This window comes from Calditrichota bacterium, assembly GCA_014359355.1.
Taxonomy (GTDB): Bacteria; Zhuqueibacterota; Zhuqueibacteria; order JANLFK01; family Oleimicrobiaceae; genus Oleimicrobium.
The window spans coordinates 13,513-27,551 of record JACIZP010000218.1; the positions used below are offsets into that span (position 1 = coordinate 13,513).

Sequence of the window (14,039 nt, forward strand, 5' to 3'; positions counted from 1 at the left end):
GTTGCTCCTCTGAGATCAGACAATGACAATCTGCGTGTCGAAGGCAAAGCTGACCGGCAGACCTTCTGCCTGCAACCTTGCCTCCAGCAGGCGCAGGTCGTCGTAGGAAAGGTCGAACGACTCCTCGATGTGCGTCAAGATGACCCTCTTGGCTGACAAACTGCGCACCAGGTCCAAGGTCTGAGCGAAGGTGGCCTCGGACTGCAGAAAAGGGTGGTCAGCCGGCACCAGCCGAGCGCCGGTGAGCGGATGGAACTCGGGTATCCCCATCGGCAACACCGCAAGGTCCACGCCGGTCACCTCCGGACCCGGCTGCCAACCGATATGCTCGTCAGCCACCACCAGCAGGCGAACTCGGCCTTCTTCCACGAGAAACGCATACGCAAAACCCACCGCAAGCGGGAGGGGCCTTATGCGCGCGCCGTTGATGGCGAGCTCCTCCCCATCGGCCAGCTCCACCAGACGCACCACCCCCTTCTCCCGCAGGTAACTGAAGTGGCTCCACAGGCCAAGTTCACGCCGGAAGTCAGTGGCCACGCGCGGCGGGAGGTAAACGTCGCAGCAGCGCGGCGCTTGCGGCCAGTGGAGCCAGTCCATGTTCATCTCGAAGACCCGGCACCCTGCTGTGTGATCCGGGTGCCAGTGGGAGTAGAGGCAGCCGTTGACATGTCGCACCGCAGAGCGCCCGAGCTGCCAAGCGCTCTCCTCGGGCGTGTCGATGAGGATGTCCGGACCGTGGATGAAGAGACTTGGCCCAGAACGGGAATAGGGTACGCCGCGCTCGCGCGCCTGGTCGCATACCCGACACGAGCACAGAGGACGTGGGATGGTGGTGGCACCTCCGGTGCCGAGAAACTCGATGCGCATTCGTGCCTCACTGTTCCGTGGCTACACGCACCAAGACCCTGAGGTTTGCCTTGAACGCCACCGCGGAAAGCTTATGGATGTCAGTCATATGGCCTGCCTGGTAGTGACTTCGGAGCGCCCAGAAGGTCGGAAAGCTCCTCGGCGCTTTCCATTGCACGCGGTCCACCTCTTGGGGCGCAGCGCAATGCGCCACCAACTCGTCGGGCGAGGGGCGGTCGCAGAGTCGGCTCGTGCTGCTCAGGCAGCCTGTCCTGGGGCGCACTTCCCGAGGATGGCGCGCCGCGTCTGTGCCCACAGCGCTGATGCGGCCGGAAGATGGGCACATGAGCGTAGGAACCATGCGGGTTGCAGTCGCCTCGCCGGCGCCATTCGGGCCAAGCACCGTGAACACCCGCCCCGGCTCACGGCAGAAGAACATGCAGCCCAACTCCTCCTTTGCTGCGGAAAAGCGGCCCCTGTTCGTGCGCCTTGTGGCCATGGGCTGGCTCTGGTCGCCTGCCGGGAGCAATACATCACCTACGCCGGCCCCCACGGGGGGTCCCGAAGGACGAGTGCCCACGTCTCGGCGATCAAACCAAGCCTGGTCGGGCACTTTGGCCAGGAGCGTCCAGTCTGTCGCCATTCACCCAAATGCCAAAGCTCTGTCCCCGCACCACGCTGACCTCCAGCCCCTGGGATGCCAGCAAGAAGGCGAGCTTCTCGGCCGAAAGAAAGCGGCTGCGCATCCCCAAGAGTTTCTCTCCCACCGCCAGGCACTTGACCGCCAGCCGCTCGATGTCCGGCTCCTCGACCACCAGACGTCCCCCTCGGCAGAGCACGGCAGCAAGCTCGGCGATTGCCAGCTCCTGGTCGGCAAAATGATGGAGCGCGTCCACCACCAGAACGCGCGCAAACGTCGTGGGCCGAAAAGGTAGACGCGCAGCATCGGCAACCACGGCCCAGACCCGCTGCGCTCGGCGCGCCCTGCGCACCATGGCCAGCGAGCGATCAACCACCACCGTGCCGCTGACGAGGGAGGCGAACCGGTGCGAGATCCTCCCAGTTCCCCCTCCCACGTCCAGCAGCAGCCCGGCACAGGGCAGGCGCAGATGCGCTCGCAGGGCGTCAAGGTCAGCGACCGGGATCAGCCGGTCGTACACTGGCGCGAGAAGTGAGAAAAAGTCCACTCGCCCCTCCTGCCCGGCAGAGCCCTAAACGCGGCGTTTGAACCCTTCGCCCAGCACTTCATGGACGTTGTTGATGATCATGAAGCAGTTGGGGTCGATCTCTTTCACCATCTCAATGAGCTGGTTGATCTCCTTGCGGTTGACCACGGTGTAGAGAACCTCGCGGTCTTGTCCCGTGTACAGCCCGCGCCCCTTCAAGGCGGTCGCGCCGCGGCTGAGACCGTTCATGATGGCTTCGGCCACCTGGTCGCTCTTCGCCGAAACAATGAACGCAGACCGAGCATAGTCCATCCCATCGAGAATGACATCGATGATGCGGCTGGAGACAAAGAGGAGAAAGAAAGCGTAGAGAGTGAGCACCAGGGCTGGTTTTGCTACCGCCAGGCCGCGCCAGTGGATGACGGCCCCAGCCAGGCTGATGACGGCAAAGTCGATCGCCATGATCGCCTGTCCCGGCTTGATCCCGTGTTTCTTCTGCAAAATGGCCGCCACAATATCCGAACCGGCAGTGCTGCCCTTGAACTTGAAAATGACCCCGAGCCCGATGCCGAGGAGCACGCCCCCACACAGGACCAGAAACAGAAAGTCGTGTTCCATCAAGTTGCGAATCGCGGCCGTGTCCTGAAGGCGGATGTGGCGCAAACCAGGGATCTCGCCGCGCACCAGGTCAACGAAAAGCGCATTGGTGGAGAAACCGTAGAAAGTTCGTACGCCGAACTGGGGTCCCAGCTGGCGGACTCCCCACACGTAAAGGGGCACATTCAGCAGCCACATCAGCGCCCCGACGGGAATCGCGCCACCGGAGAGGTAGTGTATGGTCATGGAAAGGCCGCTCACGCCACCAGGCACCACATGGGCGTCCACCAGAAAGACGCCGATGCCCAGCGCCATCACGAAAGAACCGAGCGTTATGAACAGGTAGTCACGCACGGGGCGCAGCCGCAGGCGGAGCACTTGCAGCCGGGGAAGAGCAGGTTCTCGCTTGCTCACAGGAGTTTATTCCTCGCAGTTCATCGACATGAATCTTTGTCTTCAACGGGAGGGGGGCCGCAGGGGCCAGCGGTCTCTTCGCTCTCCGGGAGTCGGCGCGCGTGCACACGTCTGAGCATCGTGTATCCCCAGGAAAGGGCGACAAGAATTGCAGCGATCCCCACCAGCACCAGTGGGGGCACCTCCTTGTAGTCCAGAATGATAACCTTGCGCGCCAGGGCAATCATTGCCACCAAAAAAACCACCTCCACGCAGAGTCGCGCCTGCCGGAGGTAGGCCCGGACGGTGGCCAAGAGCTCAAGCCCTATCAAGATCATGAGGAAGAAGCCAAAGACTTCCAGCATCTCCTTGATGTCCAGGAGCAGCAAAGGTGGCTTGATGAGCTCCCTCACCAGGATGACCGCCAGCTCGACTGTGGCAGCGGCAATGGCCACCATCATCATGACCACGACAGCGATGGTTACCCACCGCTCGAAAACGGCGATGACCCTTGTCATGAGCTACCTCTCCTCGCGTGCTCTGTCGCCCACTCTCTGAGCTCCCTTTCCCGCGGCCGGGACAAGATACCAAATCCGCGCTCAAATCGCAACTGTTTTTTCGTGGGAAAAGCCGCCGACAGAACACACAACGAAAAAGGTCACACCGCCTCGGGTGAGACCTTCTTCACAGATCAGAATTGGGAAACAAGAGCTGCAACGCCTCAGGCCTTCTCCACCCGAATTTTGTACCCTGCGATCCTGACTTCCTCAGCGCGGCAGCTGCACTCGGCTGCGCCAGGCGGTTTGGGTTTCCGGGAGGTGTTGAAGCACTGCATGATGGCCTCCTCCTCGCTGCGGGCCACGCGCAAATTCCAACATGGGGAATCCCCAAGGTAGTACACCATGTACAGCTTCAGCTCTTCCATGCATACCTCCGGCTTAGACCTTTTCGCCTGCCGCAACGCGCTTCCGGTAATCGTCGATGGCTGCTTTCAAGGCGTCCTCTGCCAGGACCGAGCAGTGCATCTTCACCTTCGGCAGGCCACCCAGTGCCTCTGCCACTGTCTTGTTCGTGATCGCCAAAGCTTCTTCCAAGGTCTTGCCCTTGACCATCTCGGTAACCATGGAGCTGGTGGCGATAGCCGCCCCACAGCCAAAGGTCTTGAACTTGGCATCCACAATACGGTTGTTCTCCACGCGGATCGTGAGTTTCATCACATCGCCGCAGGCGGGATTGCCCACAACTCCCACCCCGTTGGCGTTTTCCACCACGCCCACATTGCGCGGATGCTCGTAATGATCCATTACCTTTTCGGTATACTCGCTCGTGATGTCTGTCATGTCGCATCTCTCCTTGCCAGAGACGGGGCATCAGTGCCGATGTGGTCCCCAGCTGATGGCGTCAATGTCCACGCCCTCCTTGGCCATTTCGTAGAGTGGACTCATCTCCCTAAGTTTGGCCACGCTCGTCTTCAGTCGCTCCACGAGCAGGTCGACGTGCTCTATGGTGTTGCTTCGCCCGAGGCCGAAGCGCAACGAACAATGGGCCAACGACTCGGGGACCCCGATGGCCCGCAGCACATAGGACGACTGTAACGACGCCGAGGTGCACGCCGAGCCCGTAGAGAGGGCAAACTCCTTCAAGGAAAGTATCAAGGACTCACCCTCCACGAAGGCAAAGCTGTAGTTGAGATTGTTGGGGAGCCGCTGCGTGGGATGCCCGTTCAGCTTCACATAGTCGATCGAGGACTCGATTCCCTGCCGCAATCGCTCCCGCAGCTGGGTCAGTCGCGCCGCTTCCTCCTTCAGGTCGCGTTTGCCGATCTCGGCGGCCTTGCCCAAGCCCACGATGCCCGGCACGTTGAGCGTCCCTGAGCGGTAGCCGCGTTCGTGACCGCCACCGTCCATTTGGGCCACCAACTTCACCCCTTTGCGGATGTAGAGCGCACCCACGCCTTTCGGCCCGTAGATCTTATGTCCGGAGATGGACAAGAGGTCGATGTGTTCCTTCTGCACGTCCACGGGTACCCGCGCCAGAGCCTGCACCGCGTCGGAGTGGAAGAGGATACCTCGCTCCTTGGCAAGCTCGCCTATGGCAGCGATGGGCTGCAGGGTGCCGATTTCGCTGTTTGCGTACTGAATGCTCACCAGGATAGTCGAGTCGTCCATGAGCTCGCGAAGGCCATTGAGGTCCACTACCCCGAATTCGTCGATGGGCGCAAAAACGATTTCAAAGCCCTCCTTCTGCAGCTTCTTGGCCGTATCCAACACGGCCTTGTGCTCAGTGGCGATGGTGATGATCCGTCGCCCTTTGTCCTTAAGCTGTTGCGCCACTCCCTTCAGGGCCAGATTATCCGACTCGGTGGCCCCACTGGTGAAGATAATCTCCTCGGCTGAGGCCGCCCCAACCAAGGCCGCCACCTGCTCGCGTGCCTTCTCCACGGCAGTGCGAGCCACGGTACCGTAGACATGGGTCGTACTGGATGGATTACCGAACTCGTCCGTCAGATAGGGCAGCATTGCCTCCAGAACCTCTGGGAGCAGCGGCGTGGTCGCATGGTGATCCATATAGATAGGCTTCATAGCTCCTTCGCCTCTCTGTTGGTCTCTTACATGACGAACCCCTGCCATCGGCATCCTCACTCTATCAGGCGAGGAGGTCGCGAAGGGTTCGCAAGTTCGCTGCAAAGTCTTTCTCTTCTCCCGGCGTCTCCAAGAGCATGGGGATGTGCTGGAGCCTTTCCTCCGTCAGGAGCAGCCGGAAACCTTCCAAGCCAATCTCCCCCTTGCCGATGTGCTCATGCCTGTCGATGCGGCTTCCCAATTCCCGCTTTGAGTCGTTCAGGTGAATCACCCGTAAATGCGCAAGACCGATGAGTCGGTCAAACGCCGCCAGGGTTTCTGCCAAACCATCGGGGGAACGGAGTTCGTAACCGGCGGCAAACACATGACACGTATCCAGGCACACCCCGACCCGCGACCGCGGCATGGTCATGTCCAACAGGGCAGCCAGTTGCTCGAAGTTGTAGCCGAGAACCGACCCTTGACCTGCCGTTGTCTCGTAGAGCACCATTACCTGCTGCGTGCCACTCCTCTCCAGGGCGGTACTCACCCCCTCAGCGATGAGCCGAAGCCCCTTCTCCTCCCCGTCGCCCATGTGTGCGCCTGGGTGCATCACCAAGTAGGGGGCACCAATCTGTTCCGCGCGCAAGAGTTCTCCGACCAGGCTCTCCAAGGAGCGCGCTCGCACCGTCTGGTCTGGACTGGCCAAGTTGATGAGATAGGAGTCGTGGGTGACCACACACGCCAATCCAGAGTGCTGGAACTCGGTGCGGAAGGCAGCGATCTCCTCCTCGCTCAGAGGCGGCGCCTTCCACTGCACCTGGTTCTTGGTGAAGATCTGGATGGCGTCACACCCGATGGCCACACCTCGCGCCGGGGCCTTGTGCAACCCTCCCGCAATGGAGACATGGGCCCCGAGGATCGGTCGTCGTTGGCTCGTTGGCGTGTTCACGACTGCCTAAGCCTCGATAGTGATGTGCTGCGCAGTGACGCTGGTCACCGTGCCGCTGATGCTGGCGTGCACATGCGCAGAAACGCCCGCAGGGTTCATCTCTGCCACCAGCTCCCCCCTGCGCACCTTCTGCCCCACCCTGACCACTGGCCTGGCCGGAGCCTTTGCGCCCTGACTAAGCGCCAGTGCCACGCGCGGCACGGCCGCCAATTCCTCCTGCAACGGGGCCGGACGCCGGTAACGCTCCAACCCCAGACGGCGCACCAGTGTGTCCACGGGCACCTTTCTTGCGGAGCGATCGGCACGCGGCTCCGGCGAACAAGGAGCAGACGGCAGCTTGACGCCCCGCGCGCGCATTTGTGCCTTCAGGTGAGCATTGTAGCGGTCGGGGGAAAGCCCCATCGGGCATGCGAACAGAGTGCCACACAGACCACACTCGCAACACAAAAATGCCCCGGTGACCACGTCGGCTGCGACGTCCGAGGCATACCCAACTCCTTGCATTATCTTGTGGGGAAAAAGCTCATGGCCAAGCAAGTAGCGTGGGCAATACTGGGTACAGAACGAACACTGCTCACAGACCGACTTCGCCCTGGCCAATGAGTGGGCAAGCGGCGTCTGTTTGCTGAGCACCACCGGGTGATCGGGGGGCAGGACGTAGAGCCCCGTGGTGGTCTTGTCCACGACGTCGTCCGGTTCCGCGATCGTGCCCATCATCGGACCACCGCGCACGATCACAGGGCTGTCACAAGTGGGGCCGCCGCAGAGCTCGACGGCTACGGACACCGGCGTGCCGATGGGGAGTCGCAGCGTCTGGGGACGGCGCACTTCACCGACCACAGTCACAAAGCGGTCCACCACTGGCTGACCCTGCGCGGCATCAGCCACGTGCATCAGAGTGTGGACGTTCTGCACCACTGCTCCCACGTGGATTGGGAGTTTCCCGGCAGGCACGACGCGCCCCAGCACTTCATAGACTAACACCTGTTCGTCGCCGGCTGGGTAGTGGTCTTGGAGCGTGTGGAGACGTATGCTCTGGGGGATTTTCGCAAGGGCCTGTTCAACGGCGGCAATGGCCTTGCTGTACTTGGCCTTGACAGCCACCACTCCTTGGCTCGCGCCAGTGGCTGTCATAGCCAGAGCAAGACCGCGCAGCACGCGGTCGGCAAAGACCGTCATGATCTGCTGGTCGCACTGCAACAACGGCTCGCACTCGGCGCCGTTGGCGATGACCACCTCGCACCGCGCGGCCAGCTTAATGTGCGTGGGAAATCCTGCTCCGCCGGCCCCCACCACGCCGGCCATACGCACCTGTTCAACCAGAGACTGGCTCATTGTCATGGCGTCGCCCCGGCCACAGAGCCGGGCCGGGGCGCGCACGGCTATCCCAAATAGGGGCGAAGCTTCTCGCTGCGCGAAATGTGGCGCAAGCGACGCAAGGCCCGATCCTTGATCTGCCTGATCCTCTCCCGGCTCAGGTGCATGACCTCCCCGATCTCCCCCAACGTCAGGGGACGATATTGACCAATGCCGAAGAAGAGGCGCAGTACCTCGGCCTCTCGTTTGTCAAGTGAGTTGAGCGCGTTCTCAATCTCCTCCCGCAACGACTCGCTCACCAGCGGCGAGTCAGGTTCCGGAAGGTCCTTGTCGGGCAGGCGGTCGACGACTCGAATGTCATCATCGCCCCAGCTGACGCTGTCTTCCAGGGACACATCGCGGCCCCACAAGCGCATGTTTCTGAGCAGGGTCGAGGAATCGGTCTTTAGCTCTGAGGCGATCTCCTCGATGCTCGGATCGCGCCCCAGGTCCTGTTCCAAAGCGGTAGAGGCCTTGAGTACCTTGTTCCGCGTCCAGACCTGGTTAATGGGCAGGCGCACCAGCCGCCCGTAATTGGCAATCGCCTGCAGAATGGACTGCCTGATCCACCACACCGCATATGAAATGAACTTGATACCACGCGTGGAATCGAAGCGCCGCGCCGCCTCCATCAACCCAAGGTTACCTTCGTTGATGAGGTCGGTAATGGGAAGCCCCTGGTCCTGGTATTCCTTGGCAACCATGACCACAAAACGAAGGTTGGCCTCAACAAGCCGCTGCAGGGCGCGGTCGTCGCCACGCTTAGCTTTCTCGGAAAGCTCTACCTCCTCTTCCACCGAAAGTAGGGGTATTTTGCTAATCTCCGCAAGATAAGCTCTGAGCTGAGGATCTTCTTTTTGTAGTTGGCTTATCCTTCCCACGACAACCCCCTCCTCGCTTCACTCGCCTTTTGATTTTCGCTCAACAGCACTCTCTTCCACTCCGCTACGCAACCTCGGTCACCGGCGCACGCGACTTTTCGCCCATCTTGTTTGAGGATTCCGGTTCCTCGGGTGCCGGGAACGTCGCGTTCAGCAGCGCAAGCTGACGCTCCTTTGTTTCCGCCAATGAGCGGAATATGCCCTTGTAGTCTGGCTCCAGCAGGCGCAGGATCACGTCGTTGTAGAAGCCGATACAGAGATTCAGATTACGACGTGCCTCTTCCAGCGCCGACTGGCGCTCACGGTGGGCGGTAACCACCACTTCCAATTTCCGTTTCTTGTCTAAGTTGAGGTAAAGGAGCCTCTTGCCCGAGATGCGCCTGTATTTCTCTCGCAGGTCACGGGCTGTGCTGCGCGCCTCTGCACCAAAGCGTCGAAACACCTCCCGCATCGTGTCATCAGGTGCCACCTTGGCCGACTCTGCAAAAAACTGCGCCACATCCGTCTCTGCCTGAACTGCAAGTTTCAACGAATCCAACACACCGATAGGACCAAACTTCATTTCATCCACCTCCAACGGCTAAAACCCGTCTATTAGACTCAAATGCGCGGCATAAGATTCGCCAGACCAGCAAATTCAACGCCTATTTCTGGTCGTGAGTTCCCAGCCCCCTTTCCCGGTCTGCTCATTGAACAACATACGGACTGATAGGTTCCCATTGCGCCCACATTTAGTTGTTCAGGGCGCCTTCTGTTGCCTCCGAACCTCATTGGACGCAACCGCCCACCTTGGGCAGCACATACGGCCCTTGGGGGATTACCGCAATCTTCGCATCTGGACCATGTCTGGCCAGAGCTGTCTGCAGGGCCTGGTCGAAGGAGGCGTACGACCTGATCAGCGGACATTGATTCTCCGGCCGAGCCAAGGTGGGGGAGACCACCAGCACCTCTGCCGCTCGCAGTGTCTGGAGGTACTTCTGCCACTGCCACTGGTCAGGGACGTAGTAGTCCGTCTCCAAAATGCGCTTCAGGAAATCCTCCCTGTCTTCTGTCTCCTTGCACAGGGCTGCAAACTTAGGGCTGCCCAGGCCCTCACGACATTCTGCCACAAGAATAATGGTCCCGCCCTCTTTCACCACCGGCGCCGCCGCAGTCACTCCCTTCACCGCTTGGTAGAAGGTCGCATCCAGGGGAGCGCCCCCCGAGGTGGTGACGACGATCTCGGCTGGTGCCGGGAGCTCATCGCTCACGACCTTTTGGACAAACTCCACCGCCGCCGCATGTGCCTCTTCCAAGCCACCGCAGAAGATGCCGGTCAGGCGCTTCTCTTCGTCCAAGGCGACGTTGACGGAGAAATCGACCCCCACTTTTTTGGCCACCTCTAAGGCCTCCCTGTGGAAGGGGTTACCGGCGATGATCCCTTCACGACAGAGGGGGTGGGCCATCATCTGCGCGCCGTGCACCACGCGCATCGTGCGGTCGCCGGCGATTCCCGGCACAATCAGCTTGCGTCCACCGGAGAAACCGGCCATGAGATGTGGTTCCACGAAGCCGATAATCACCTTGAGCGCACTGCGCACGTACCGGCGGTCCAGCCAGATTTCCGTCCCGGTGCTGGTGGTGCCCAGATAGTCGTGCTCGCCATCTTCGGCGGAGTGATGATTGACTACCTGGTAGAATGAGGCGACTTCCGCCCCCACCAGTGCTTCGAGCTCCTCCCCTACATTGGGCCTGTGTGTGCCGGTGGCGATGAGGACCGTCAGGCGTTCACGCGGGATCCCAGCCGCCTCAATGGTCTGCAACACGGGAGGCAAAAGAACCCTGTTGGGAACCGGGCGCGTAATGTCGCAGATAACGACGCAGGCGGACTCTTTGCCCCTGGCCAGTTCTGCCAGCGGAGGGCACCCGATGGGATGTTCCAGACCGCGCCGCAGGTGCACAATGGGATCTGCAAGAGGGGACGCGTGCTGCATGCGCACCACCTTGAGCAGGTTCCGTTCGGGCACCCGGACGGTCAACCCCTCCTTTCCGTAATGCAGGGTGAGTTCCATCTGCTCCGTTAGTGGTGAGTGCGCTCACGCACGATGCGTTCGAAGTAGCCGCTCTCCCTGTAGGCCTGTAGCGGGTCCGGCGGCAGGCCTCGTTCTATCCGCGCATGCGCTAACAATGGGCGGACGTCGGTCGCAAAGGCCTCTCTGAGTATCATTTCGGCAGCGACCACGTCATTCTTGAGTTGTGCAGCCGCCAACGCCTCCCTGTCCACCAACAGCGCCTTGCAATAGGTCTCCTGCACCTGCAGCACCGACTGCACCATCGCCTCAATCTTGGGTTTGATGGCGTGACTCTGGTCGATCATATAGGCCACCGTCTGCGGCCGCTCAGGGTCGAACTGCGCCTTGACCAGTTCATTGAAGATCAAGAACAGCTCATACGGGGCGTGCGAGCCCACCGTCATGTCGTCGTCCGCGTACTTCTTGCTGTTGAAGTGGAAGCCTCCCAATCTGCCTTCATCAAGCAAGACCGCCACGATGTGTTCGATGTTCGTGCCCAAGGGGTGATGGCCCAGGTCAACCAACACTTTGGCGCGCGGCCCCAACTTGGTCGTGAGGGCGTAAACCATGCCCCAGTCCGCAAGGTCGGTGTGATAGAACGCCGGCTCAAAGAACTTGTATTCGATGGCCATAGTCATCGAGTCTGGCATGGCCTCGTAGACTTCCCGCAGGCACTCCTCTAGCCAATGCTTGCGCTGTCGAAAATCGCCCTGCCCTGGGTAGTTGGTGCCGTCGGCGAGCCAGGGGGTAAAGAGATGGGATCCCACCTGCTTGGCAATCTCGATGCACTCCTTCATGTGCGCCACTGCCTTGCGCCGAATGGCAGGCGACACATTGGTGACGCTCCCGAACTTGTAGTCATCGTCCTCGAACAAATTCGGGTTGACGGCCCCTATGACCACGCCCAAGGAGCGGGCATAGGCACTGAGCCCGGCGTAGTCGTCCACTTTGTCCCAGGGGATGTGGATGGCCACGCGTGGCGCGATGCCGGTGAGGCGATGTACTTCGGCGGCATCCTGAAGCTTCTCGAAAATGGTGCGCGGCACCCCCGGCTGACGGAAGACCTTGAAGCGCGTGCCGCTGTCCCCGTAGCCCCACGAAGGCGTCTCGATGCAAATGGACATCGCCTCCGCCTCTACCGCAGCCACATCCACCCCACGGTCGTGCAACCGCTGGGCGAGGAGGCGGTAGAACTCCTCATCGAACTGGCTTGACATACTTACCTCCACTCTGCCGTGTTGCGGAGGATGGCAAATAGGAAAAAGCCGCGACGGTTCTTTTCAATTCCGACGCGGCCAACCAGCCTGGTACGCTGGCAGGACCACGGGAGGCAGCTGGTGCGGCCTCCTGCCCATTGCTCAATAGGCCATCAGACGATGGCCTATTGAGGGTTGCCCAGTCAATGGCTGAGAGTGGGACGACTCGTCGCGGCCCTGAATTTGGGCGTTAATTATACGACATTTTTTGTAAAATAGCAAGAAAAAAAAATCGACTTTTTTGGCGCCAAGTTTGGCACCGCTGCGTGCTCGCCAGAAGGAGACGGGCGGATAGGCAGCCCACAGCTGACCCCAGCCACATGCTGCGCCTGCGCCCTGCAGCCAAAAACTCTACCTCCGAATGCGGAGAAACAACAGGACATGGCTTCTCGCCTTCGCATGGCCGCCTCCAACTTTGCGCAAAGCCAGGGTACTGGCCAGGGCCTTCGAGCAGGCCGCGGGTACCCTTCATGTGGCGAGCCTAAGAACACGCGCCGATATCAGAGAAACGACCGCCGGGCACCTAAGAGGTTTTTCTCACGAGGGATGGAGAACAATCCCGACCAGAGCTCACACTGCACGCGCTATTTGCCCGTCGCGGGTCGCCTGGCCTTCGCGAAAAACTCTTTCTGCAGCTTAAGCGCCAGCCGATCGGCCTTGACGGCCCTGAGCATGCCGACAAACTGGCGCACATGCTCCGCCAGAAGGCGCTCACCGAGCTCCACACACGCCGGCCGGGCGTCCCCCGCGTAGTGATCCGGGAAGCGCGCGTACCACCAGATGCCCGTGAACGTATCCGGTAGAGCCTTGAGCCGTTGCAAGTCCCTGCCCTGGCCGGCGCTTGCCCGCTGCAGGTGCACTAACTCCGGGCGATGCGCCAGGAGCATCGAGCTCTCCAGCTCGCCTGCATGGAAGTCGAACGCGGTCCGCCGCTTCTCTGAAACATCCTTTTGCCGCTCGGGAGGGTCCGCGGGCAAGAAGAGGTAGACCACATAGCCCCGCTCCCGCGCCAGTTGCGCTTGGCAAAAAAACTTCAGAAAGGCATTGTTCCCGCCGTGCCCATTGAGGAGAACGATTTTCTGGAAGCCGTTGCGCGCCAACTCATCACAGCTCTCCTGCAGCGCAGTCCAGATGAGGCGCTCGCTGTACGCGATGGTGCCTGGCTGATGTTTCGCCTCGAATATCTGCCCAAAGTAGAAGGGCGGGAAAACGACCACGTACTCCTCTGCGGCGGCACGCAGAGCGATTTCCCGGGCGTTGAGGACGTCCGTGCCTAGGGGGAGGTGCAAGCCGTGCTTTTCCAGCACCCCGCAGGCTATCACGCAGGTGCGCGCGGAAAGCTTGACGGCGGTGCGGAACTCAGCCGCGCTCAGCTCCTCAAGACAAACTGGAGGTAAACTGGCTGGTGTTCTTCCCTCCGAGGCCTCCCGGGGTGGGCGGTCCATTCGCTGCGCATCGTCTTGCATGGGGATTCCCTCCCTGTTGTGCCGAGCAACACGCTGCTCTCTTGCTTTGGGGCCCAGGGGTTGGCCACGCGCCCGCCTCCTTGCCGGGCCCCATCCCCCCGCCTCTCCGAACAGAAAAGGCCCACTTACCTGGGCCTTGCGCTTGGGGGCGGTCACGCAAGCGAACTTTGGGCCTACCGCCTCCCCTCATCGTGCGCCCACAAGGAATCGAACCTCAAACCTGTCCGCCTGAGGCGGGTTGCGCCGGCAGGCGGCGGGGCAGCCGCCCCTCCTCTGCCTAATCAGACCGGCTCCGACAAAAAAAGGCCCACACATGTGAGCCTACCGCTTCCCCCCATCGTGCGCCCACAAGGAATCGAACCTTGAACCTACTGATTAAGAGTCAGTTGCTCTGCCAGTTGAGCTATGGGCGCAGGCACCCCGCTGCGCGCGGGGTCAATTTGACGGCTGCAAATATACGAACTTCGGAGGTCACTGTCAAGCTCTTTTCCGGGCTCGGCACAAAGTTGCGCAT

15 protein-coding genes and 1 tRNA gene are annotated in these 14,039 nt (G+C 61.0%); all 16 read right to left on the minus strand.

What is annotated here, in order from left to right; genetic code table 11:
• Positions 1 to 15: 15 nt before the first annotated feature.
• Positions 16 to 867 (minus strand): hypothetical protein, encoded by an 852-nt coding sequence (locus H5U38_09740; protein MBC7187303.1) that lies wholly within the window; start codon positions 865 to 867, stop codon positions 16 to 18.
• Between the two features lie 7 nt (positions 868 to 874).
• Positions 875 to 1,285, minus strand: coding sequence for a hypothetical protein (locus tag H5U38_09745; protein MBC7187304.1), 411 nt, complete (start codon positions 1,283 to 1,285; stop codon positions 875 to 877).
• A gap of 151 nt (positions 1,286 to 1,436) precedes the next feature.
• On the minus strand, positions 1,437 to 2,033 hold the full coding sequence (locus H5U38_09750; GenBank protein ID MBC7187305.1) for a methyltransferase domain-containing protein: 597 nt from the start codon (positions 2,031 to 2,033) through the stop codon (positions 1,437 to 1,439).
• A gap of 24 nt (positions 2,034 to 2,057) precedes the next feature.
• The gene (locus H5U38_09755; GenBank protein MBC7187306.1) at positions 2,058 to 2,924 is read right to left on the minus strand and encodes a YitT family protein; all 867 of its coding nucleotides are present in this window, start codon (positions 2,922 to 2,924) and stop codon (positions 2,058 to 2,060) included.
• Positions 2,925 to 3,043: 119 nt separating this feature from the next.
• Positions 3,044 to 3,520, minus strand: a complete 477-nt coding sequence (locus tag H5U38_09760) for a phosphate-starvation-inducible PsiE family protein (GenBank protein ID MBC7187307.1) — start codon at positions 3,518 to 3,520, stop codon at positions 3,044 to 3,046.
• A gap of 203 nt (positions 3,521 to 3,723) precedes the next feature.
• Positions 3,724 to 3,927, minus strand: coding sequence for a hypothetical protein (locus H5U38_09765; protein MBC7187308.1), 204 nt, complete (start codon positions 3,925 to 3,927; stop codon positions 3,724 to 3,726).
• Between the two features lie 13 nt (positions 3,928 to 3,940).
• Positions 3,941 to 4,342, minus strand: a complete 402-nt coding sequence (nifU, locus tag H5U38_09770) for a Fe-S cluster assembly scaffold protein NifU (GenBank protein ID MBC7187309.1) — start codon at positions 4,340 to 4,342, stop codon at positions 3,941 to 3,943.
• 30 nt (positions 4,343 to 4,372) lie between these two features.
• The gene (locus tag H5U38_09775; protein ID MBC7187310.1) at positions 4,373 to 5,584 is read right to left on the minus strand and encodes an IscS subfamily cysteine desulfurase; all 1,212 of its coding nucleotides are present in this window, start codon (positions 5,582 to 5,584) and stop codon (positions 4,373 to 4,375) included.
• Positions 5,585 to 5,648: 64 nt separating this feature from the next.
• Positions 5,649 to 6,485 (minus strand): deoxyribonuclease IV, encoded by an 837-nt coding sequence (locus tag H5U38_09780; protein MBC7187311.1) that lies wholly within the window; start codon positions 6,483 to 6,485, stop codon positions 5,649 to 5,651.
• Positions 6,486 to 6,521: 36 nt separating this feature from the next.
• The gene (locus H5U38_09785; GenBank protein MBC7187312.1) at positions 6,522 to 7,850 is read right to left on the minus strand and encodes an SLBB domain-containing protein; all 1,329 of its coding nucleotides are present in this window, start codon (positions 7,848 to 7,850) and stop codon (positions 6,522 to 6,524) included.
• A 47-nt stretch (positions 7,851 to 7,897) separates the two neighbouring features.
• Positions 7,898 to 8,752, minus strand: coding sequence for a sigma-70 family RNA polymerase sigma factor (locus H5U38_09790; protein ID MBC7187313.1), 855 nt, complete (start codon positions 8,750 to 8,752; stop codon positions 7,898 to 7,900).
• Between the two features lie 64 nt (positions 8,753 to 8,816).
• A complete protein-coding gene (locus tag H5U38_09795; GenBank protein MBC7187314.1) occupies positions 8,817 to 9,314 on the minus strand; it encodes a hypothetical protein in 498 nt (165 codons plus the stop codon).
• A gap of 205 nt (positions 9,315 to 9,519) precedes the next feature.
• Positions 9,520 to 10,803 carry a nickel-dependent lactate racemase gene (larA, locus tag H5U38_09800; GenBank protein ID MBC7187315.1) on the minus strand — a complete coding sequence of 428 codons (1,284 nt, stop codon included), beginning with the start codon at positions 10,801 to 10,803 and terminating at the stop codon, positions 9,520 to 9,522.
• Positions 10,804 to 10,811: 8 nt separating this feature from the next.
• Positions 10,812 to 12,020, minus strand: coding sequence for an L-rhamnose isomerase (rhaI, locus tag H5U38_09805; protein MBC7187316.1), 1,209 nt, complete (start codon positions 12,018 to 12,020; stop codon positions 10,812 to 10,814).
• Between the two features lie 623 nt (positions 12,021 to 12,643).
• Entirely contained in the window at positions 12,644 to 13,525 is an 882-nt protein-coding gene (locus H5U38_09810) for a creatininase family protein (GenBank protein ID MBC7187317.1), read from the minus strand.
• 340 nt (positions 13,526 to 13,865) lie between these two features.
• A tRNA-Lys gene (locus H5U38_09815) sits at positions 13,866 to 13,938 on the minus strand.
• Between the last annotated feature and the right edge of the window lie 101 nt (positions 13,939 to 14,039).

Coding starts and splice junctions, on each gene's coding strand:
- H5U38_09740 (MBC7187303.1), bottom strand. CDS start 867: ATGCGCATCGAGTTTCTCGGCACCGGAGGTGCCACCACCATCCCACGT.
- H5U38_09745 (MBC7187304.1), bottom strand. CDS start 1,285: ATGTTCTTCTGCCGTGAGCCGGGGCGGGTGTTCACGGTGCTTGGCCCG.
- H5U38_09755 (MBC7187306.1), bottom strand. CDS start 2,924: ATGGCGCTGGGCATCGGCGTCTTTCTGGTGGACGCCCATGTGGTGCCT.
- H5U38_09760 (MBC7187307.1), bottom strand. CDS start 3,520: ATGACAAGGGTCATCGCCGTTTTCGAGCGGTGGGTAACCATCGCTGTC.
- H5U38_09765 (MBC7187308.1), bottom strand. CDS start 3,927: ATGGAAGAGCTGAAGCTGTACATGGTGTACTACCTTGGGGATTCCCCA.
- nifU (MBC7187309.1), bottom strand. CDS start 4,342: ATGACAGACATCACGAGCGAGTATACCGAAAAGGTAATGGATCATTAC.
- H5U38_09775 (MBC7187310.1), bottom strand. CDS start 5,584: ATGAAGCCTATCTATATGGATCACCATGCGACCACGCCGCTGCTCCCA.
- H5U38_09785 (MBC7187312.1), bottom strand. CDS start 7,850: ATGAGCCAGTCTCTGGTTGAACAGGTGCGTATGGCCGGCGTGGTGGGG.
- H5U38_09795 (MBC7187314.1), bottom strand. CDS start 9,314: ATGAAGTTTGGTCCTATCGGTGTGTTGGATTCGTTGAAACTTGCAGTT.
- larA (MBC7187315.1), bottom strand. CDS start 10,803: ATGGAACTCACCCTGCATTACGGAAAGGAGGGGTTGACCGTCCGGGTG.
- rhaI (MBC7187316.1), bottom strand. CDS start 12,020: ATGTCAAGCCAGTTCGATGAGGAGTTCTACCGCCTCCTCGCCCAGCGG.
- H5U38_09810 (MBC7187317.1), bottom strand. CDS start 13,525: ATGCAAGACGATGCGCAGCGAATGGACCGCCCACCCCGGGAGGCCTCG.